The 21,298-nt window shown below is 67.0% G+C and carries 18 protein-coding genes and 1 pseudogene; 7 read left to right on the forward strand and 12 right to left on the reverse strand.

All coding sequences use genetic code 11. The features are described 5' to 3' along the window. Positions 1 to 4: 4 nt before the first annotated feature. From OG884_RS15090 to OG884_RS15110, 5 genes are all read right to left on the reverse strand, one after another. Positions 5 to 1,615, reverse strand: coding sequence for an ABC-F family ATP-binding cassette domain-containing protein (locus tag OG884_RS15090; protein WP_326645976.1), 1,611 nt, complete (start codon positions 1,613 to 1,615; stop codon positions 5 to 7). A 395-nt stretch (positions 1,616 to 2,010) separates the two neighbouring features. Beyond that, on the reverse strand, positions 2,011 to 2,451 hold the full coding sequence (locus OG884_RS15095; protein WP_326645977.1) for a type II toxin-antitoxin system VapC family toxin: 441 nt from the start codon (positions 2,449 to 2,451) through the stop codon (positions 2,011 to 2,013). Next, positions 2,444 to 2,656 carry a hypothetical protein gene (locus OG884_RS15100; protein ID WP_326645978.1) on the reverse strand — a complete coding sequence of 71 codons (213 nt, stop codon included), beginning with the start codon at positions 2,654 to 2,656 and terminating at the stop codon, positions 2,444 to 2,446. The genes OG884_RS15095 and OG884_RS15100 overlap by 8 nt, the downstream gene beginning before the upstream one ends. A gap of 553 nt (positions 2,657 to 3,209) precedes the next feature. Then, complete coding sequence (locus tag OG884_RS15105) at positions 3,210 to 4,463, reverse strand: ATP-binding protein (protein ID WP_326645979.1); 1,254 nt, start codon at positions 4,461 to 4,463, stop codon at positions 3,210 to 3,212. A 462-nt stretch (positions 4,464 to 4,925) separates the two neighbouring features. Next, the gene (locus tag OG884_RS15110; RefSeq protein ID WP_326645980.1) at positions 4,926 to 5,732 is read right to left on the reverse strand and encodes a MerR family transcriptional regulator; all 807 of its coding nucleotides are present in this window, start codon (positions 5,730 to 5,732) and stop codon (positions 4,926 to 4,928) included. A 315-nt stretch (positions 5,733 to 6,047) separates the two neighbouring features. Between OG884_RS15110 and OG884_RS15115 the strand changes: the two genes are divergently transcribed. The 4 genes from OG884_RS15115 to OG884_RS15130 all read left to right on the forward strand — a co-directional run bounded on the left by OG884_RS15115 (position 6,048) and on the right by OG884_RS15130 (position 11,692). Continuing rightward, positions 6,048 to 7,880, forward strand: coding sequence for an ABC transporter ATP-binding protein (locus OG884_RS15115; RefSeq protein ID WP_326645981.1), 1,833 nt, complete (start codon positions 6,048 to 6,050; stop codon positions 7,878 to 7,880). Beyond that, positions 7,880 to 9,742, forward strand: a complete 1,863-nt coding sequence (locus OG884_RS15120; RefSeq protein ID WP_326645982.1) for an ABC transporter ATP-binding protein — start codon at positions 7,880 to 7,882, stop codon at positions 9,740 to 9,742. The genes OG884_RS15115 and OG884_RS15120 overlap by 1 nt, the downstream gene beginning before the upstream one ends. Positions 9,743 to 10,119: 377 nt before the next feature. Continuing rightward, a complete protein-coding gene (locus OG884_RS15125; RefSeq protein ID WP_326645983.1) occupies positions 10,120 to 10,878 on the forward strand; it encodes a tetratricopeptide repeat protein in 759 nt (252 codons plus the stop codon). Positions 10,879 to 11,119: 241 nt separating this feature from the next. Next, entirely contained in the window at positions 11,120 to 11,692 is a 573-nt protein-coding gene (locus OG884_RS15130) for a hypothetical protein (RefSeq protein ID WP_326645984.1), read from the forward strand. Positions 11,693 to 11,726: 34 nt separating this feature from the next. On the opposite strand, the gene OG884_RS15135 is transcribed toward OG884_RS15130, so the two are convergent. Both OG884_RS15135 and OG884_RS15140 read right to left on the reverse strand, forming a co-directional pair. After that, complete coding sequence (locus OG884_RS15135; RefSeq protein WP_326645985.1) at positions 11,727 to 11,984, reverse strand: hypothetical protein; 258 nt, start codon at positions 11,982 to 11,984, stop codon at positions 11,727 to 11,729. Between the two features lie 108 nt (positions 11,985 to 12,092). Continuing rightward, positions 12,093 to 12,662, reverse strand: a complete 570-nt coding sequence (locus tag OG884_RS15140) for a hypothetical protein (protein WP_326645986.1) — start codon at positions 12,660 to 12,662, stop codon at positions 12,093 to 12,095. Positions 12,663 to 12,843: 181 nt separating this feature from the next. Here OG884_RS15140 and OG884_RS15145 point away from each other — a divergent pair, with 181 nt between their 5' ends. Then, positions 12,844 to 13,134, forward strand: a complete 291-nt coding sequence (locus tag OG884_RS15145; RefSeq protein ID WP_326645987.1) for a winged helix-turn-helix domain-containing protein — start codon at positions 12,844 to 12,846, stop codon at positions 13,132 to 13,134. 214 nt (positions 13,135 to 13,348) lie between these two features. Continuing rightward, positions 13,349 to 13,525 (forward strand): annotated as a pseudogene (locus tag OG884_RS15150) (DUF397 domain-containing protein); the annotation flags it as partial. 375 nt (positions 13,526 to 13,900) lie between these two features. Here the strand turns inward: OG884_RS15150 and OG884_RS15155 are convergent. After that, positions 13,901 to 14,359 (reverse strand): Lrp/AsnC family transcriptional regulator, encoded by a 459-nt coding sequence (locus OG884_RS15155; protein ID WP_326645988.1) that lies wholly within the window; start codon positions 14,357 to 14,359, stop codon positions 13,901 to 13,903. Positions 14,360 to 14,507: 148 nt separating this feature from the next. Here OG884_RS15155 and OG884_RS15160 point away from each other — a divergent pair, with 148 nt between their 5' ends. Further along, a complete protein-coding gene (locus OG884_RS15160) occupies positions 14,508 to 16,856 on the forward strand; it encodes a transketolase-like TK C-terminal-containing protein (RefSeq protein ID WP_326645989.1) in 2,349 nt (782 codons plus the stop codon). Between the two features lie 243 nt (positions 16,857 to 17,099). On the opposite strand, the gene OG884_RS15165 is transcribed toward OG884_RS15160, so the two are convergent. The 4 genes from OG884_RS15165 to OG884_RS15180 form a co-directional block, all read right to left on the reverse strand. Next, positions 17,100 to 18,584, reverse strand: coding sequence for a flavin-containing monooxygenase (locus OG884_RS15165; protein ID WP_326645990.1), 1,485 nt, complete (start codon positions 18,582 to 18,584; stop codon positions 17,100 to 17,102). 87 nt (positions 18,585 to 18,671) lie between these two features. After that, positions 18,672 to 19,436: an amino acid ABC transporter ATP-binding protein gene (locus OG884_RS15170; RefSeq protein ID WP_326645991.1), complete on the reverse strand. Its 765-nt coding sequence runs from the start codon at positions 19,434 to 19,436 to the stop codon at positions 18,672 to 18,674. Continuing rightward, positions 19,433 to 20,407, reverse strand: a complete 975-nt coding sequence (locus OG884_RS15175; protein WP_326645992.1) for an amino acid ABC transporter permease — start codon at positions 20,405 to 20,407, stop codon at positions 19,433 to 19,435. The genes OG884_RS15170 and OG884_RS15175 overlap by 4 nt, the downstream gene beginning before the upstream one ends. Then, positions 20,404 to 21,288, reverse strand: a complete 885-nt coding sequence (locus OG884_RS15180; protein ID WP_326645993.1) for a transporter substrate-binding domain-containing protein — start codon at positions 21,286 to 21,288, stop codon at positions 20,404 to 20,406. The genes OG884_RS15175 and OG884_RS15180 overlap by 4 nt, the downstream gene beginning before the upstream one ends. Positions 21,289 to 21,298 lie beyond the last annotated feature (10 nt).

Raw genomic sequence — 21,298 nt, forward strand, 5'->3', positions numbered from 1 at the left:
GTCTTTACCTCTGGCGGACCACCCTGGCCTCATCCCATACCGGTTCGGATGATTCGTAGACCTTTCCATCGGCCCCGAAGACCAGATACCGGTCGAAGTCATCGGCGAACCAGCGGTCATGGGTTACCGCGACCACGGTCCCGTCGAAGGCGTCCAGCCCCTCCTGGAGAGCCTCGGCGCTGGCCAGGTCGAGGTTGTCCGTCGGCTCGTCCAGCAGCAGCAGGGTGGTGCCCGACAGTTCGAGCAGCAGGATCTGCAGCCGGGCCTGCTGCCCGCCGGAGAGCGTCTCGAAGCGCTGCTCGGCGATGGTTCCGGCCAGCTCATAGCGGGACAGCGCCTTCATCGCCTCGTTCTTGAGCCGGGCGTGCTCGGTCATGACGATCTCGCAGGGCGTCCGGCCGATGAGCTCCGGGCGGGCGTGCGTCTGGGCGAAGTGCCCCGGGACGACCCGGGCACCGAGCCTGGCCACGCCGGTGTGCCCGACCTCCTCCCCGGCGATCAGGCGCAGGAAGTGCGACTTGCCCGAGCCGTTGGAACCCAGCACCGCGACCCGCTCGCCGTACCAGATCTCCAGGTCGAACGGCTTCATCAGGCCGGTGAGCTCAAGCCGCTCGCAGATCACCGCCCGCTTGGCGGTCCGGCCACCTTTGAGCCGCATGCTGATGAACTGCTCCTTGGGCGCCGCCTCCGGCGGTCCGGCCTCCTCGAACCTGCGCAGCCGGGTCTGGGCCGAATGGTAGGCGGCGGCCATGGTGTCCATGTACTTGGCCTTCTGCTTGAGCATCAGGACCAGCCGCTTGATCTTGGCGTGCTCCTCGTCCCAGCGCTTCTTCAGCTCGTCGAGGCGCTCGTTGCGTTCCCTGCGCGCCTGGGCGTAGCCGCCGAACCCTCCGCCGTGGACCCAGATGTTGCCGGACTCGACGGTGATGATCCGATCTGCCGCGTTGGCCAGGAGCTGCCGGTCGTGGCTGACCAGCACCACCGTCTTGGGAGTCTCCCGGAGCGCCTGCTCCAGCCAGAGCTTGCCCGGCACGTCGAGATAGTTGTCCGGCTCGTCGAGCAGCAACGTCTGGTCGGGACCGCGCAGCAGCGCCTCCAGCACCAGCCGCTTCTGCTCGCCGCCGGAGAGCGTGTTGACCTCGCGGTACTTGCAGCCGTCGTACGGCATGCCGAGCGCGGCCATCGTGCAGGTGTCCCAGAGCACCTCGATGTCGTAACCGCCGGCGTCGCTGTAGTCGGTGATGGCCTGCGCGTAGCGCATCTGGGCCTTCTCGTCCTCGCGCTCCATCATCACGAGCTCGGCGGCCTCAAGTTTCGCCGCCGCCTCCCGCACCCGCTGAGGGGCGACGCTGACCAGCAGGTCGTGCACGGACCTGCCGTCGCGGATGCTGCCGATGAACTGCCGCATGATCCCCAGGCCCCCGGAACTGGCGACGCTCCCGTCGACCGGCTGCAGGTCACCCGCGATCAGCCGCATCAGCGTCGTCTTGCCCGCCCCGTTGGGCCCGACGAGTGCCGCCTTGACCCCTTCGCCGACCCGGAAGGACACATCGTCCAGCAACGGCCGCCCGTCCGGCAGAACGTACGTCAGATGCCCAACCTCAACGTGCCCCACTGCGATTCCCTTCCTAGGTCCTCGCGCAGGGTACCCGCCAGCCGGTCTCTCGGACATTTCGATTTTCGCCGTCACCCTCTGCGTCAAGCTCAAGCGGGACATGCGGGGATGAAATTCCTAACATGACATGAGTAGGGCGAGACATGGTGTAACCCGGCGACGTGAGCCGAACTGCCCGCTGCTGATTCGCTCTCAACCCCAAGGAGTTCACACAGAACCTCCATACGAACGGTTAATGCCTAACCGTTCGCATGGAGGAGGAGCGAGAACGCTTCGTTTCCCGCCGTCACGGCACCGCGCGTTCACACCAGACCGGAGCCCGCGGCCGACGAGGCGCCAAAGTCTGCGATCGCTCCAGCCCATGCTCCGCGACCAGCCTCAGTGACCAGACGAGATCAGACCTCTCCCATGCCTCGGAGCAGTTCGGTCTTCACCACGCCTTCGACCGCGTGACAGAGCTTGGCATCCGTCGTGAGCAGGGGGACTCCCCGGTCAAGTGCCAGTTGGGCGAAGACGGCGTCGTACATGCGCAACGTCAGCCGTACGGCCAGACCGGCAGCCCGCTCCAGATGGTCGGCACCGATCGGGTGAACCGTCACACCGAGATCGTCGATGACGCGTACGGCCATCGCGAACTCCTCCGCTGTCAGGCGGCCCGCCAGAAGCCCCTTCTTCCGCAGCACTCCGGCCACCTCGATCCGGGCGAAGTCCGCTGTCTCCAACCCGACGAGATCGCCCAAGAAGGCCTCCTGGATCTCGCGAGCATGTTCGAACCCAGGCTGATCGACGAACCAGCGCAGAAAGACGCCGGTGTCAACGATGTAGGCGTCAGCCACGTGACTCGTCCCGGAGCCGGTCCAACTCCTCGTCCACCTCGGTCACCCCTCGCATCCGGTTACGGATGGCTTCCAGAGCCACCGCGGCCTTCTCCCGCCGACGGGATGACGACACGTTCTCCCTGACGAGCGCGAGCACCGGCAACACCCGGCTCTCCGGCAACTCGTCCACCAGCAGATGGAGTTCCTCACGCATCGCGCTCATAGCCGCAGTGTACGACCCTGTTACGGCCGGACACAGGATTACCGCCACCGAGTAGACGGCGGCTCGCCTCGTTTTCCGCACGTGCCGCGTCGTCGCAGGTCAGCAGCTATATATGATCCAGTGCAGCGGGTAATCACCCCAGGTCAATCGGGGTCACGTGCGGAATACAGGGCTCGCGCGGCTGGAAAGGACGAAGCCCATATCAGGTTGATAAACCACTGGGGTTCATGGGGGTCACGGTTTGCAAGTGGGCTGGCCAACCTCAACGTGCCCCACGACAATTCCCTTCCGCAGGTCCTCGCGCAGGGTACCCGCTGTTCTCTCTCCTGGGCACTCCGATTTCCCCCGGTACGGAGTGACATAGGGTGCCGCGGCAGCCGCCTCCGAGATCGACCACCCGCCGCCACCGGCAGGTCATGAACGCCGTCGTCCGGGGGCGTCACGGTCGAGGGCGCCGACACCGAACTCGATCCCCTTCCTCACCGCAGAGCAGCCTTCCCCGCGCCCCCTCACCGCGGTATGACGTGGGGCCCACATGGTCACCCCCGAAGCACTACCTGTCCCAGAGCGCACTGAGGGGCAACGCGGTCAGCCGGTCTCCGAAAGAGAGCGATCTCACTCCGGTGTAGAAGACGAACCCGTGAACGAAATCTTCGCCGAGGCTCTCGCGTAGAGCCACCAGGCCCTTGAAGTCGTCCTTGTTGACAGAGTCGGTGGCTTTGGCCTCCACACCGACGATCCGTCCGTTGTTCCGTTCGAGTACGAGGTCGACCTCAGCGCCCTGGCTGACCCTCCAGTGATGGAGTCCGACTCGGAACGGCGCCCACGTGGCCTGCTTCGCGATCTCGTTGACGATGAACGACTCGACGAGAGGGCCTCGTGCGGGCGAGACCCTGGCAGCCAGGCCGTCCGCGTCGACACCGATCAGATGAGCGGCGAGGCCGGTATCGGTGACGTGCAGCTTGGGACGGCGAACCGCCCGGGCCACAAGGTTCCGAGACCACGCTGGAACCTGACGGATCAGGAAGACGGTCTCCAGCAGGCCGACATAACGGTTGACCGTACTCCGATGGAGCTGGAGATCACTGCCGATCTTGACCGTGTTCGGCTCTTGCGCCGTATTCGCCGCGGCGAGGTTGAGCAGTTGCCGGAGACTACTCGGCTCGTCGACTCGCGCCATCTCCCTGATGTCGGTGTCGATGACCGACTGAACATAGGTCCGGTACCACCTGTCCCGGGTGAACTCCGACCTCATCGCGACCGCCTCCGGATAGAAACCTCGGCAGACCAGTTCGAAGTAGTCCCTTCGGCCGTAGTCACTGAGCGATGAGGACCGCAGCGCCTCAGGATCGTTGAAGGCCGTCACAAGAAAGGACTCCCCCGTTCCGGCAAGCTCCTCCTGGGCGAAGGGCCAGACCTCAAGGATGCCCGCGCGCCCGGCAAGCGACTCGCTCAACGACGGCGTGGACAGAAACCTCGTGGAACCCGCCAGAACGAACTGCCCTCGCTCGGTCTTCCGATCGACCTCCGCCTTGATCGCCAGGATCAGCTCGTCTCCTCCCCGCTGAATCTCGTCGATCATCATCGGACGCGCACCGTCGGCGATGAAGACAGCGGGATCGGCCTGCGCCGCCGATCTCAACGAGCCGTCATCCAGGGTGAGATACGTCCCCTCTCTTCCCCCGTTGAGCTGCCGAAGCAGGGTGGTCTTGCCCGACTGCCTCGGTCCGTTGACGATCACTACCCTGAAGGCGTCGAGGAACTCCTCGGCATGACCGGTTACACGACGTGAGACCAGCTCGGGCACTGCGGCTCCCCTCTGCGACGGTTAAGTCCAGCATAAATCCAAACCGACACTTGGCGGCACTTAAAACCGGCAGATCGCACATCAATCACCGACATTTGACGGGATTAAAAACCAGCAGATCACGGACCCACGACCGACATCCGAGTAGACACCCCGGCCGGCCCGCGCCAGACCGGTTCTTTACCGAACGTAGAGGTCATGGCCGGTGCACAGGCCGGCGTGCGGCACGGTCGTTCATTTGACCTGGGATCTGGCTCACGCCCCGACACCAGGCGGCCATGCCCGAGCGGTCCCGTACGGCGCAGCCATGCCGCACCCCGCACGGGCCCGAACGAACACCGCACCGCGCGGATTCTCACAGCGCCGAGCGATCTCGGCCCCCGGCACCTGCCCCGCGGCCTGCTCAGCCGGGGCGATGAGCCCCTCCGGCGAAGCGGTCGATTTGCATGATCACTCCGTTGGTCATCGGATTGGCCATGCCACTTGAGTGAGCAGGTCGGCCTCGGCGGTCACGGCCGGATCGTTGAGGTAGGTTTCCCGGGGCGGACCGGCGATCTCGTGACCGTGCTCGGCGATCCAGGTGGTCAGGGCGTGATAGGCGGAAGCGATCTCGTCGTAGCGGCCCCTGTGGGTGGTGACCGCAGCGGTGGCCGCAGCCATCTGGCCGACCTGCACAGGAGGGGGCGCGGCAACAGGCGACTCGATCGGTATGCAGACATCGATGTCGCCGTCGTTGTCCGCGTCGATGACATCGTGGAACACCAGGAAGGGGGAACCGGCCGGGTGCCGACCGGCTTCCGTGAGAACCCCCATCAGGGTGCCGAAGCCCTCGGCGATCGTTGCGCTGATACCGGCCAGGTCGGTATGGCAGCGCACCGAGGCCACGGTCTGCGTGGGCAGGGCTTCGACAGTGATCGCGTAGTGCATGAGGCTCTCCTCGCCGTTGATCAATCGGGTTATGACGGCCAGCATGTGATCGTGGCGGTCGCGCTCCACCCGCAGGCGTCGCCGGTGTTCGGCCAACAAGCCGGAGACGTCCGCTGGGGACGCGGCCAGCACTCGCTTGATCTCCTCGATCGGCATATCGAGTGCCCGTAGCCTGCGGATCGATTCCGCCCTGCCTGCTTGGCTGAGCGCGTAGTAGCGATAGCCGCTGGAGGCGTCGACCTTCGCCGGCCGCAACAGACCCAGCTCGTCGTAGCGGCGCAATGCCTTGACCGACAGCCGGGTCATGGTCGAGAACGTACCGATCAACACAAGCTGAGCCATCGCCAACCCCAATCACACACTTTGGTCCACCCACCGTCGCTTCTCCCCCCGGGGGAGAGTCAACCCGACGCCCCCGAGTGCGCAGTGCGGCATCCTCCAGCAACGAGGAGCCGGCTCGGCGGCAGGCGGCGGCCCCGGAACAGGCCGAGCGGCGCCCCCGCCGATTTCGCCTGACGGCCTCCCGATATCCGGGTCGGCCCGCGCGTCCGCCCGTGACGAGCAGGGCGGGGCCGAGAAAATGCGTGGGAAAGTGTCGGCGCCCGATGATAGAAAGCAAGTTCGACTTTCATCCTTGACCTGCTCGGGAGCGGGCCTGTGACCACCAGCAGTTCGGAGTTCTCCATCTCCGGCCGCCCGCATGACAGGCGGGGTCCGGTGCGCTGGTTCTGGTCCCATGTTCGCCGCCATCCGCTCCAGCTGACCGGATTCCTCGGCGCATCGCTGATCATGGTCGTGCTCAACGCCACGGTCCCCGGGCTCACCGGCGCGGCCTTCGACGCCGTGCTGGGCGAGGACGGCGGCGGGGCACGGGAACTGGGCCTGATCTCGCTGGGACTACTGGCGATCGTGCTGGCCCGCGGCGCCTTCGACCTCATCGCGCGCCTGGCCGGCGAGGTTCTGGCCAAGCGGCTGGAGCGGGACACCAGGGACGAGCTCTACGTCAGCCTGCTCGGCAAGAGCCAGGCCTTCCACAACAGACAGCGGGTCGGCGACCTGATGGCGCGGGCGGCCAACGACATCCGGCAGCTCTCCATCATGATCTCCCCGGGCATCGACCTGATCGTCGACTCCGGTTTGACCGGCCTCGTGCCCCTGGTCTTCATCGCCGCGATCGACCCGCGACTGCTGCTGGTGCCCGGCGTCTTCGCGGTCGTCTTCGTTCTCGCGCTCTGGCACTACATGAGGCAGCTCAACCCGGTGGCGACCCGCATGCGTGAGCAGTTCGGCGATCTCAACGCCGGGCTGAACGAGGCGGTCCGCGGCATCGAGGTGATCAAGGTGTCCGCGCAGGAGGACCAGGAGCGGCGACGGTTCCGGGCACGCGCGCGACGCTATCGCGACTCCTTCGTCCACAACGGCCTGGTCCAGGCCCGTTACCTGCCGACCCTGCTCTTCGCCTTCGCGATGGCCGGGTCGCTCTGGCACGGCCTCTACCTCCGGGCCGCGGGCGACATCACGATCGGCGAACTGGTCGCCTTCATGAGCCTGATGAGCATGATCGGTTTCCCGACCAACATGTCGATCTTCACCTTCTCGCTGGTCCAGCTCGGCATCGTGTCCGCCCGCCGGATCCTGAGCATCATGAACGCCGAGACCGAATTCGGGCGGCGCGCCGACGGCCACGCCGCACCGATCAGCGGGGCGATCCACTTCGAGAACGTGACGTTCGGCTACGGGGAGGACGATCCGGTGTTGCGCGGGGTGACGTTCACCGTGCAACCGGGCGAGACCGTGGCGATCGTCGGCGAGACCGGCTCGGGCAAGAGCACCCTGACGAAGCTGGTCCCCCGGATCTACGACGTCACCGCCGGCCGGATCCTGGTGGACGGCGTGGACGTGCGCGAGTGGGACCTCGACTCGCTGCGCTCCCAGATCTCCACCATCGAGCAGGACATCGTGCTGTTCTCCAGGTCGGTGGCCGAGAACATCGCCTTCGGAGTCGGCCAGCAGGTGGAGCGGGGCGCCGTCGTGAAGGCTGCGGAGGAGGCCCAGGCCGCCGAGTTCATCGGCGAGCTCGACGACGGCTACGACACGGTCATCGGTGAGCGCGGCATCACCCTCTCCGGCGGCCAGCGCCAGCGCCTGGCCATCGCACGGGCACTGCTGACGGATCCGGCGATCCTCGTGCTCGACGACTCGACGAGTGCAATCGACTCCGCCACGGAGGACAGGATCCAACAGGCCGTCGACCGCGTTCTCGACGGGCGCACCACGCTCCTGATCACCCACCGGCTCTCCCAGATCCGCTGGGCCGACAAGGTTCTGCTGCTCCGCCGAGGCGAGCTGGTCGACTACGGCACGCACGACGAACTGCTCACCCGCAGTCGCCTCTACCGGCGGATCTTCGCCCACTACGACGAGGTCGACCTGACAGGCACCACCGACCCGGGCGTGGTCCTCGCGGGCGAGCAGGGAGGGCAGGGCTGATGGGCTTCATCATGGACGGCCTCGACGCCGAGGACTACGACCGCACCTACAACGATCGTGATCTACTCCGCCGGATCCTTTCCTACTTCCGGCCGAAGCTGGGCGCGATGGTCCTGGTCGCGATCATGATCGTGCTCTTCTCACTGACCCAGGCGGCCATGCCGTTGCTGGTCAGCTGGGGCGTGGACGGGATCGAGGACGGCACGATCGCCGACGTGAGCCGACAGCTCACCGTCGGCCTGCTGCTCGCCGGGGTGCTCGGCTGGCTGTTCAATTTCATCCGCCAGTGGTACAGCGCGAGGGTCACCGGAGACATCGTGCTGCGTCTTCGCGAGGACGCGTTCGACGCCGTGCTCAAGCGTGACCTGTCGTTCTACGACGAGAACCCGTCGGGCAAGATCGTCAGCCGGGTCACCTCCGACACCGATGACTTCGCGACCGTCTCCACCCTGACGATGGACCTGATCAGCCAGGTGTTGATGGTTGGCTTCGTCACGATTCTGCTCTTCCTGCGCAGCGTCGAGCTCGCCCTGCTGACCCTTCTCGTGGTGCCGGTGGTGGTGGGCATCGCACTGCTGTTCCGGCGGGTCGCCCGCAGCAGCACCCGCAGGGCGCAACGCTCGCTGAGCCGGGTGAACGCCACCCTGCAGGAGACCATGGGCGGAATCACCGTCGCCAAGAACTTCCGCCAGGAGCAGCGGGTATACGACGAGTTCCGGCCCATCAACGAGCAGAGCTACCAGGTGACGCTCAGGCAGGGTTTCGTCTTCTCCGGCATCTTCCCGGTGCTCTTTCTCGTCGCCGGGCTTGCCACGGTCGCGCTCATCCAACTGGGCGGTACCACGGTGCTCGGCGGCGGTCTGTCCGCCGGCGACTGGTACCTCTTCCTCCAGGGCGTCGCGCTCTTCTGGTTCCCGCTGACCTCCATCGCCGCGTTCTGGTCCCAGTTCCAGCAGGGCCTGTCCGCGTCGGAGCGGGTCTTCGCCCTGATCGACGCGCCATCCCGGGTCGTGCAGACCGACCCTCAGCCGGTCGGCAGGCTGACGGGCCGCATCGAGTTTCGCGACATCCGGTTCGGCTACGAAGCCGGCAGCACCGTCCTGCGGGACTTCAACCTCACCATCGAGGCGGGCGAGAGCGTCGCGCTGGTCGGTCACACCGGTGCGGGCAAGTCGACGCTCAGCAAGCTGATCACCCGGTTCTACGAGTTCCAGGACGGCCGGTTGAACATCGACGATCGTGACATCCGCACGCTGGATCTGGCCGGGTACCGGCGGCAGATCGGCGCGGTTCCGCAGGTTCCGTTCCTGTTCAGCGGCACTGTCGCCGACAACATCAGATACCCGAGGCCGGAGGCCGGCGACGAGGAGGTGCTCGCCTCCGCCACGGCGGTCGGCGGCGGCGACTGGATCGACGCCCTGCCCGACGGCCTGCGGACCGACGTCGGCGAACACGGCCGCGCCCTGTCCATGGGTCAGCGCCAGCTCGTCGCGCTGGCCCGCCTGCTCATCCAGGATCCGGCGATCGTGGTCCTGGACGAGGCCACCGCCAGTGTCGATCCGCTGACCGAGGCCCAGATCCAGGAGGGCCTGGACCGGGTGCTGGCCGACCGCACCTCCATCGTCATCGCACACCGGTTGTCCACGATCGAGCACGTCGATCGCATCATCGTGCTGGATCACGGCCGGATCGTCGAGGAGGGTGACCACAGCACGCTGCTGGCTCGCGGTGGTCACTACTGCCAGGTCTACAACACCTACTTCAGGCACCAGTCCCCCGACTACCGTCCCGGTTCCGGGTTCGTCTCCGTCACCGGCCCCGTTACCGGCCCCGTCACTGGCCCTGTCACTGGCTCTGCGTGATCGAGGCTGCTCGAACCGGCGCCCGGGCACGGGTCAGGGATCCACGATTCGAGCAGCCCGCCAGGACGGTCAGCGTGCCCGCGCCGCGCGGATCCCGACCACGCCGTAGGGGGTGTTCGGTTCGGGTGGCGTCGTGAAGCGGGCGTTCGGCCAACTTGACGGGCCCGGCAGACCCACAAAACCACCCGCTAATCCCGGGAATATCGCCTAAATCATATTAGACAACACCTAAATATCTATTATTGCCCCCCAAAAGGGAGGCAGAAAACCAATCTTCACGAGATGGTGGAATTACTTATGCCACCTTAATATTGTCTATTTTCGCCGTCCGCAGGCTCCATACGGAGTGATGATGTTGCGACGAGTGGCAATGAGTGATGAGCCGCGATGAGAGCGGCGGTCAGCTCCGGCGGCCGCCCGACATCTCCAACTGGACCGCTGCTTTCCCCGATGGGGCGGGACAGCACGGAGAGGACCCCGCCGCGCACAACCGCGCCGCCGGGGCCGGACACACCCGCGACGGCCGCCGGCTGGTCGAACCGCTCCAGGAGACGAGCAGGACCGAGGAGGCGATCGCCGCCTACCGGCACGCCGCGGAAGCCGGGAACACCGACGCCCGCTGGCGGCTGGTCGAGTTGTTCCAGCGGGTGGGCCGGACCGAGGAGGCGATCACCTGGCTGCGGACCCGGGCGGAGACCGGCGACATCGACGCCCTGTGGAAGGCGGTCGAGTTGCTCCAGGAGTCCGAGCGTGCCGAGGAGGCGATCACCTGGCTGCGGACCCGCGCCGAGGCCGGCGACACCCACGCCCTCAGGCGGCTCACCGTCCTGCTGTACCAGCTGGATCGGGCCGAGGAGGCGATCACCTGGCTGCGGACCCGTGCCGAGGCGGGTTACCCCGACGCCCTGGCGCACGCGGTCGACCTGATGTACGAGACAGGCCGTGCCCAGGAGGCAATCACCTGGCTGCGGGCCCGTACCGAGGCCGGTGACATCCACGCCCTGATATGGGCGGTCCTCCTGCTGTGCGAGGCCGGTCATGCGGATAGAGCGATCCTTGCGGCGCGGCCCTGGAATCCCGCTCAGAAATCCGACCATCACCCGCAAGGCCCTGCGGGCTTCGGGTCTCGGCCGTAGGTCTCTTGGCCTCCACCCGGTTCTCCCCGGCACCCAGGTAAGCGGGGAATCGATATCTGGGCGAAAGCCCACAAATGTAACAGCAGGACGTGGATCTCTTTGGTCCGAACGTCCTGCTCCATCCTGCGTTCGCCAGGAGAGTGGGAAATTCCGTTCCCGACCGCAGATGTGAGGCACCTGAGTGTGGCGGCTCTCAGGGAGATCCAACCAGTGCACAAGTGCACTGGATCATCCTCACGTCATGAACATCGCAAGAATCTCCCTCATGACGCTCGCGGCCGGCGTTCTCGCGGGATGCACCTTCACCGTCGAAGCGGATCAGGAGAATGCCTCATCGGCCCAGAACCCACCGAAACCCCCGGGAACCTTCGCGACCCCCTTCCCCACCGCGATCGGGGCGCTGGACCTGGTATCGGCGACCCCCGCCGAGGAACGTTTCAAGCTCCCGGACGGGCCGCACCACAAGATCCTCGGCACCCAGCTCACCACGCTCTACCAGGACACCCCGCGTCTGAAATCCTTCTACGCCACCGGGGCGCAGGCCGAGGTGACCGACCCCAAGGCCGCCGTGGACTGGCTGACCGCTCAGGACCGTGAGAGGGAGAACCCGCAGACGGACTGGGTCTACGTGGGAACCGGCCCGCTCCGCGGCGCGGCCTCCTGCCGGAACACCGACGACGGGACCTACTGCTACTGGGCCGACGCCGACACGGTGGGTTTCCTTGAGATTCCGCGCAGCCTCGCCGGGAAGATCACGGAGAGCTTCGCCATGATCAGGAGCGCGCTGGAAGGAGAGCCCCCCAAGAGCCGGTGACCACCCGATTGGTTGTTCACGACGTTCGGCTGAGCTATGCCGGTCGGTGGGCCGGCAGGTAGGCCTGCTGTGTTGTATCCGTGCTCTCATTGGGCTCGCGCAGCAGCCGGGCACGCATGACCAGCCCGGTCTGGCTCAACAGGCCGGCGATGTGGTCCGGCTGCAGCCGGTGGAAGTCGAGCGACACCGGGTGGCCGAACGGCCGATCCAGGTGCAGCGGCTCGTCACCGACCTGGAAGGCGAGCAGCACATGGCCGCCCGGCGCCGGCACCCGGTGAAACTCGGCGAACACCTTCGGCAGCCGTTCCCGCGGGGTGTGGATGACGGAGCACGGAGGACCGTGATCACAGGCCGGCTCCCGAGGGTAGAGCCGACTTCGTGTCAGCACGTGACTGAGAGGTCAAGCAAGGTAAGGCAGGCGTGCCGACCGGTAGAGGCGGATGATGAACCAGATGGTCGCAACGAATCCGACGACCGCAAGGATGAGTGCGATGGTTCCCAGGCCTTGTGGCGAGGTCACCGCGTAGCTCACCAGCCATCCCACGGCGATGACCGTGGCCAGAATCCAGCGGAGAACGTTGAAGGTCGAGGCCGTGGAGGCATCGCCGGCATTTCGCGCCCGGGCGATGATGCCCTCCGCGATCAGCCATATCGTGACCTGGGTGCTGAGCGTATAGAGCAGGCCGATCACGGAGTTCACAGTCAGTCCGATGGGTACGGCACATGAGATCACCCCCGTGACGATGGCGCTTACCCGGGCCCTGCGGAAGGCGGGATCGACCGATGCCTCCATGCGTGACAGCCCGAAGACCACGAGAACCCATCCAATGACATCAACGAGGAGGTCGAACCCGTTGATCCTCAGCGCGAGGGACGTGATGAGGAATCCGGCCGCGATGCGATAAAGGGGAAGCATGGCCGATATCCTGCCATTCTCGGCAAAAAGTTCGAAACGACTTCCAGCAATCAACTAAAACAGTCAACGAACCTTCGGCGCGGGATGTCCGGCGACCGGTTCCAGCAACGTCGTGACGGCGTACCGACGTCCACTTTGTACTTGGCCAGAGGCTACGCGATTGAGCATAGCCATGTATAGCGATGCATGGCTTTCCATAGATTTCAGCAGGTCACCATAGCCATACGGTGAAGTCATGAGCAGCGTCTCGCCGTTCGATCCAGAAGAGGACAGCCCGGAATACATGTATGTCCGGCTGGCCAATCACATCCAGGCGTTGATCGATGCCGGCGACCTACGGCCGGGTCAGCGACTCCCAGCAGAGCGTGATCTTGCTTCCGAATACGGGGTGGCATACCTGACAGTGCGGCGCGCGATGCGGGAACTACGTGGGCGTGGCCTGATCAGGACCGTGGTCGGAAGAGGGACGTACATCGACCCGCAAGCAGAACCCTCGCGTCCGGAAGACGTTCCGCCTGCCGACTGATCAGCTCTCTGAGAGGTTCATGCGGGCCGAGCCCACTGTGACCTTCTTGAACAGGTGGAACCGTTGCGTGGATCGGTCCGCAAGTGTCATGACATCCTCACCTTGAGCTAAGGAACCACACCGTAGGTAACCAATGGATGGCTGCGATGCCGGTCGGACACCCTTGCACTTCTGTCACTCTAAGTAGCCGATCGGCTCCTTGTGAGGAGTGAGTATGATTTCCCCTGACCTGTCCGGCGCCGAGTTCCGCGAGTCCAGCTACAGCGGCCCCAACGGAGACGACTGTGTGGAAGTAGCCACGAACCTTCCGGGCCTCATCGCCGTACGCGACAGCAAGAACCCATCCGGCCCGATGCTGACCTTCTCCCCGATGGCCTGGAACAACTTCCTGACAGGCATCCGCAGCGGAGAAATTGGAGGCTGTGTGGTCTCCCAGCGAGAGGGCGAGCGGCTGAATGTGCTGCTGATCAACCTCACGCCGGGAGGATATCCGGGGCCGGTCGAGGAGCAGATCGAAGGCGGTGCCACACCGCTGCCGGAGATCCTCCCCGGGGTCACCGGCTACTACTTCAGGCGTCCCAGTGGCGAGGACAACGCCGCGTTCTCCACGCTGGTGCGAGGTAAGGCAGAGATCAACATTCAGCTGGAGATCGGGGCCGAGGGGCGGGACAACGCCGCTGATGTGCTGGCGTTGATGAAGCTGATCGCGCCGTACAGATGGCCAACCGTGCACCGGCCGGTGACACGGGGAAGACGACCGCGCGGGTCAGAACGGTCGCTCGACCCGGCGCCAGGAGTCCAGCACCATGAGGGTCTTGGTGCCGATGACGTTTTCGTCGCGGCGGATCTGGTCGATCAACCGGTGCAGGTGCTGGAGGCTGTCGACCCGGAAGTGCACCAGGGCATCGGGGTCGCCGGCCACCGTGAACACCTCGGTGACCCCGGGGATGCGGCTGGCCGAGGCGGTGATCGACTCGACGTCCGTGTTGCCGCTGAAGCGGACCTCCGCGAAGGCCTCGATAGTGTCACCGAGCAGGCCCTCGTCGACCAGTGTGGTGTAGCCGACGATGACGCCGAGCCGCTCCAGCCGTTCGATCCGCCGCTTGACCGGGCTCGGCGAGAGCCGCACCCGGATGGCGATGTCGCGCACGCTCCGACGCCCGTTCTCGACGAGCAGGTCCAGAATCCGGCGGTCGGTCGAGTCCAGTTCGGCGTTCGGAGGCATGAGTGGATGGTAGCGCCGAGAGGGTGGAAAGATGCGCACCCCAGGCCGCCTGACCGCTTGAACACGCGATAGGGGGCGGGTTCCTGCGTCTTTCTTGCCCTGTGAGGCACCTCCGGGTGCAATGAACGTCTCCGCAGGAAAGAGACAGATGATGGCGATCCACCTGACCCCACCCGCCGACGAGCGTGCGAGGGCATCCGCTCAGACCGAGGTGCTGCGGCAGATCGCGCAGCGGGTGCTCTGGCTCTCCGCGGCCATCGTCGACGCCGCCAACCGCGGACGGCCCAACGACACCGGTGTGAAAGTCGGCGGTCACCAGGCCTCCAGCGCCTCGATGGTCGACATCATGGTCTCGCTGTACTTCTCCGAGCTGACCCACCTCGACCAGGTCTCCGTCAAACCGCACGCCTCGCCGGTGCTGCACGCGATCAACTACCTGCTGGACGACCTCGATGTCTCCTATCTGCCGAGGTTGCGCGAGCTGGGCGGGCTGCAGAGCTATCCGAGCCGGCTCAAGGACCCCGACACCGTCGACTTCTCGACCGGTTCCGTCGGCATCGGCGCGACCGCGCCGTTATGGGCCGCCATCTCCCACCGCTACCTGCGCTCGCGCTTCGCGTCGGCTCCGGCGGCGGGACGCTTCGTCAGCCTGCTCGGGGACGCCGAGCTCGACGAGGGTGCGATCTGGGAGGCCGTCGCCGACCCGTCCGTGGCCCGGATGGGCGAGTTGCTCTGGATCGTCGACCTCAACCGCCAGTCGCTCGACCGGGTGGTGCCGGACGTGCAGATCCACCGGTTGCGGGCGATGTTCGAGGCGGCCGGCTGGCAGGTCATCACCCTGAAGTGGGGACGCGCGATCACCGCCCTGTTCGAGCGGCCAGGCGGCGACGAGCTGCGGCAGCGGCTCGAACAGATGCCGAACGAGGAGTACCAGCGCCTACTGCGGGTCGACGCCGCCGAGGTGGGGCCGCGACTCGTCGGGGAACGCGGCGGCGCGACACTGCGTGCCCTGGTCGCGTCCCTGCCGGACGCCGAGCTGGCGCGGGCGGTCCGCGACCTCGGCGGCCACGACCTCGACCTGCTGCTCGACACCTACCGGGAGGTGGACGACACCCGGCCCACGGTGGTGTTCGCCTACACGGTCAAGGGGCGCGGCCTGCCGACCGAGGGACATCCGAACAACCACTCGGCGCTGCTGACCGAGGCGCAGATGCTCGCGCTGGCCGAGTCTTGCGGCACCGACCTCGCCGCCCCCTGGCGCGCCTTCGAACCGGGCACCGCCGCGTCAGACCTGTGCGCCACCCAAGGCGCGGCGCTGCGCCGCCCCCAGATCACCGGCAAGGCCCTCGGCCCACTGCCGAAGACGCTCGGCCGCTCGTACCGCTCGCCGATCTCGACCCAGGCCGCCCTCGGCCGCTTCCTCGTCGACTTCCTGCGCGCCGCCCCCGAGGCCGGCGCGCGGGTGGTGACCTGCAGCCCGGACGTCGCCTCCTCGACCAACCTCGGCGGGTGGATCAACAAGACCGGGGTGTGGTCGATCGAGGACCGGCACGACTGGTTCGCCGACGACACCGAACGCCTGCTGCGCTGGTCGGAGGGGACCGGCGGCCAGCACATCGAACTCGGCATCGCCGAGGTCAACCTGGTGGGTCTGCTCGGCGAGCTCGGCGCCACCTGGAGTCGCTGGGCCGAGCGTCTCATCCCGATCGCCACGCTCTACGACCCGTTCATCTCACGCGCGCTCGAACCGTGGTCGTACGGCATCTACGCCGGCGGGCAGTCGATCATCGTCGGTACGCCGTCCGGTGTGACGCTGTCGTCCGAGGGCGGCGCGCACCAGTCGATCACGACTCCGTCCATCGGTCTTGAGCAGCCGGGCTGCATCGCCTGGGAACCGGCGTTCGCCCAGGACCTGGAGTGGACGATGCTGGCCGCCATGGAGCGGGTCGGTGTCGAGGGCGGCACGTCCTCGTACTTCCGGCTGTCGACCCGGCCGCTGAACCCCGACCTGGCGCGCGTGCCCGAGGACGAGCTACTGCTCGAACGACGCCGTCGGCACGCCGTCGCGGGCGGCTACCGCATCACCGACCACGACCCGGCGGCCGAGCAGGTCACCCTCGTCGGCGCGGGAGCCGTCATGCCCGAGGTGATCGCCGCCGCCGAACACCTGGCCGAGCGTTCGATCGTCGCCGGCGTGGTCTGCCTGACCAGTGCCGACCTGGTGTACCGGTCCTTCCAGGCCCGGGGCTCCCTCGGCGCGTCCGGCGGCGGCATCGTCGACGTCCTGTTCCCCGCCGACCATCCCGCATCCCTCGTCACGGTGCTCGACGGGCACCCGCACACGCTGTCCTTCCTGGCCGGCGTGCGCGGCGACCGGATTCGCAACCTCGGGGTCTCCGGTTTCGGCCAGTCCAGCGACCTGCACGACGCCTACCGCATCCACGGCATCGACACCGCCTCCATCGTCGACGCCGCCCTGACGCTGCTCGGCCGCTGACCACCTCGATCCGCCCCGCCGCACGAAAGAACTAGCCACCTGCGGCCCGCAGCTGGTCAAACTTGCCAGAAACGGCGAGTTGCCAAACCTTGGCAACTCGCTGTTTCTGGCAACTCTTCATGGATTACCGATAGTTGCCATGTCACTCCGGAGCCATATGGAGGAAGAACGCATCCGACTGCTGGCTCCCGCATTCGTCGAAGCCAACGTGCCAGAGCCGTGACGTGCCCCCGTATCTGTCACTCAGCCATGGCGTGACGGTTCGGACGACGCCGATGCCATCGGAGCGTGGAAGAACCGCGCGGCGCGGGCGTGCTGGGTCCGGGTCAGCAACCAGTAGACCGAGGCGCCGTCCGGCCACTGGGTGACCACCCGGCCGCTCGCCGAGCGGAAGTAGTTCGGTGCCTGGGCGAACGAGCTGGCGTCCAGCCGGCGCTTCAACCACCGGTTCAACCGCCTGACCGCCTCGGGCCGGACCTCGACGGCCGAGGCCCCCCGGCGGCGCATCTCCCGCAGCGACCGGACCACGAACTTCGCCTGCTGCTCGAAGTTGAACACCGGGGCGTAGTAGTTGGTGTTGGGGCCGTACATCATGAAGAGGTTCGGCATCTCGTCCACCATGATCCCGAGGAACGCCATGGGGTCGTCGCCCCACTTCTCCCGCAGGTCACGCCCGCCGCGTCCGCGTACCTCCAGACCGCAGAGGAACTCGGCCGCGCGGAAGCCCGTCGCGGTGATCACGACGTCGAGCTCGTGCTCCCGGCCCGCGGCGTCCACCACCCCGGTCCCGGTCATCCGCTCCACCGCGTGGGGAACGAGGGTGACGTCGTCGCGGAGCAGGGTCGGGTAGAAGGTGGAGCTGTGGATCGCCCGTTTGCCCAGGTAGGCCGAGTTCGGTGTCAGCGCCGCCTTGAGGTCGGGGTGGTCGCCGAACACCTCTTCGAGGTAGTCCTGGCAGACCTTGACCGCCCGGGTGTCGACGGTCCCGCCGGGCCGGATGATCCGGCCACCGAGCCACTTGCGCTCCAGCTCCAGGAAGAGCCGCCACCGGATGAGCCGCCGCGTCACCGGGTGGCGCCGCCGGGCGCGTTCCTCCTCGGTGAACGGGAGCGAGACCTTCGGGTCCACCCAGGCCGGCTGGCGCTGGAACACCGTCAGGTGCCCGGCGCGGCCACCGAGCTCCGCGACGATCTGGGCGGACGTCGAGCCGGTGCCGACCACTCCCACCCGGCGTCCGTCGATCTCCACGTCGGGGCGCCACCGCGCGGTGTGGAAGATGTCGCCGGTGAACAGCTCGCGGCCGGGCCAGGCGGGCTCGTTCGGGACGTTCAGCAGCCCGACCGCGGTCACCACGGCGGTGAAACGCCGCACCTCCCCGGTGTCGAGGTGCACGGCCCACTGCTGACCGTCCTCCTCCCAGACCAGCCGCCGGACGGTGCGGCCGAACCGGAAGTGCGCCCTGAGGTCGAATCGGTCGGCCACGTGCTCAAGGTAGGACTGCAGCTCCGCCTGGCCGGGGTAGGACCGTGACCAGTCGTACGGGGCGAACGAGAACGAGTACATCGGGGCCGGCGTGTCGACCTCGGCACCGGGGAAACGGTTGACCCGCCAGGTGCCGCCGGGCCCGTCCTCGGTCTCGAACACGGTGAACGAATACCCGTGCCGCTTCAGCTGGTGGGCCGCCGCGAGTCCGGCGAACCCGCCGCCGATCACGGCCACAGAGGGCATGGCTCCGCCCGTCGATGGCATGACTTGCCTCTCTCTGTCGAGTTCGTGCCGCGGCACGATGGTGTGCGGCGCTCGCGGGCGCCGGGGCTAGAGGACCTTGCTGAGGAAGTCGCGGGTGCTCGGGTGCTCGGCCTCGCCGGACAGCCGGCTGGACGGCCCCTCCTCGACGATGCGGCCGTCCTCCATGAACACGAACCGGTCGCAGACCTCGCGGGCGAATCCGATCTCGTGGGTGACGATGATGGTGGTCATCCCGTCGAGCACCAGGCCGCGGATGACCTGCAGCACCTCGTTGACCATCTCGGGGTCGAGCGCCGAGGTCGGTTCGTCGAAGAGCAGCACCTGGGGCTTCATGGCCAGGGCGCGGGCGATCGCGACGCGTTGCTGCTGACCACCGGAGAGCTGGGCCGGGTAGGCGTCGGCCTTCTCGGCCAGGCCGACCCGGTCGAGCAGCTCGTGCGCGTCACGGCGCGCCTCGTCGGCCGGGCGGCGCAGCACCCGGATGGGCGCCTCGACCACGTTCTCCAGCACGGTCTTGTGCGAGAACAGGTTGAACTGCTGGAACACCATGCCGAGGCGCTGGCGCTGCCTGGCCTCCCGCTTCGCCGACAGCCGGTGGATCTTGCCGCCGCGCTCCTCGTAGCCGAGCAGTTCGCCGTCGAGCATGACCACTCCCGAGTCGGTGCGCTCAAGCAGGTTGAGGCAGCGCAGGAAGGTGCTCTTGCCGCTGCCGGAGCGGCCGAGCAGGCAGACCGCCTCCCCCTGGTGGACGTCCAGCGACACGTCGTGCAGGACCGTGTGCTGGCCGAAGGACTTGCGCACGTTCAGTGCGCTGATCAGCGGCGTCGTCATGGCTGGGCCCTCACTCGTCCGGCGCGGCGCGTCGTCGTGGCGGTGCTCCTGCCGAGCACGCGCTCCAGGTAGTACTGGCCGACCGACAGCACGCTGACGAGGATCATGTACCAGATGGTCGCCACCATGAGCAGCGGGACGACCTCGAACGTGCGGTTGTAGATCTGCTGGACGCTGTAGAGCAGGTCAGAGACCGAGATGAAGGCGACGAGCGAGGTGGCCTTCATCAGGTTGATGAGGTCGTTGCTCACCGGCGGCACCGCGATCTTCATCGCCTGGGGGAAGACGATGCGGCGGAAGATGTCGAACGGCGTCATGCCCAGGGCGAGCGCCGCCTCGCGCTGCCCCTTGGGGACCGCCAGCAGCGAGGAACGGATGATCTCCGAGGTGTAGGCGGCCTGCTGGAGGCCGAAGGCCAGCACCGCCGACCAGTAGGCGGTCATCAGGTTGCGCGTCTGCAGCGCGAACAGGTCGCCACCGAAGGGGTTGGGCAGGCTGAACGTCGGATAGATCAGCGAGACGTTGAACCAGAGGATGAGCAGGACCAGCAGCGGGATGGACCGGAAGAACCAGACGTACGTCCCGCTGACCGCGCGCAGCACCGGATTCGCCGAGAGCCGCATGTTCGCGATGACCACCGAGACCACCAGGGCCAGCCCCATCGACAGGGCGGTCAGCGTGATGGTGTTGAGCAGGCCGTTCAGCACCCGCTCGGAGAAGAAGTAATCGGCCACCGTGGCCCACTCGAAGGCGGGGTTGCGGGCGACGCTGACCGCGAGGCCGGCGACCGCGACCACCATCAGCACCGCGATGATCAGCCGGCCGAGGTGGAGCGGGCGCCCGTGCGGAAGCCGCGAGATCTCCTCCATCCGCCGGCGCCACTCCTCCGCCGCCCCGCCTGGCCCGTCCGGCCCGGCCTGGCCGGTGGGGACGGCGCTCGCGCCGGCCCCACCTGCCCGGATCTCACTCATGCGTTCGGTTCTGGGTTGATCACCGAGGTGGTGATCGCCATGTTCTCGGTGCCGTACCTGGCGAGGATCTTGGCGTAGCCACCGTTCTTGATCAGCGCCTCGGTGGCCTGCTGCAACTTGGCCGCCATGCCGTCACCCTTCATCGAGGCGAACCCGATGTCGATCGCCTGGTACGTCGGCCCGGTGATCTTCCACACGCCGGGTTCGGTGCGCGTCTGGTAGCCCAGGCCGCTGGCGGTGGCCGTGGAGGTGTCGGCCCGGCCGCTCTTGACCGCGAGGTCGGCGGTCGCCTGGTCGGCGAAGGTCTGCACGTCGATGGGCTTCTTCCCGGCGGCCTCGCACTTCCCGGACTGGTCCGTGAGAGTCGAGACCGGGCTCGAACCTGCGGTCACCGCGACGGAGAGCCCGCACAGGTCGTCGAGTGAGTCACCGATGGTGATGCCGTCGGCCTTGACCCGGAAGCCGTAGCTCTCGACGAGGGTGGTGGCGAAGTCGAACTTCTTCAGCCGCTCGGCCGTGACGTCGGCGCCCGGCACCCAGGCGTAGGTGCCGCGCTGCAGGCCCAGGAGTGAGTTCTCGAACGACGCCTGCTCATTCTTGACGGTCACCCCCATCTCCTCGCCGAGCGCGGTGGACAGGTCCGGAAGCAGGCCGACGAGCTTGCCGCTCTCGTCCAGGAAGCTGTACGGCGGAACGCCGATCTGCTGGGGGATGGTGTAGACCTGCGAGCCGGAGCCGGAGCCTGAGCCGGAACCGGCCTCGGGGCCGGACGCGGAATCGCTTGAGGAGCTGCCACACGCCGAGAGGACGGCGGCGCCGAGCACGCCTGCGGCGACAACGTGGAGGGCGCGCCGGGTGCGACGGGTGCGAACCAACGTCATGTCGGTCCTC

It is taken from the genome of Streptosporangium sp. NBC_01755, assembly GCF_035917995.1.
Lineage (GTDB): Bacteria > Actinomycetota > Actinomycetes > Streptosporangiales > Streptosporangiaceae > Streptosporangium.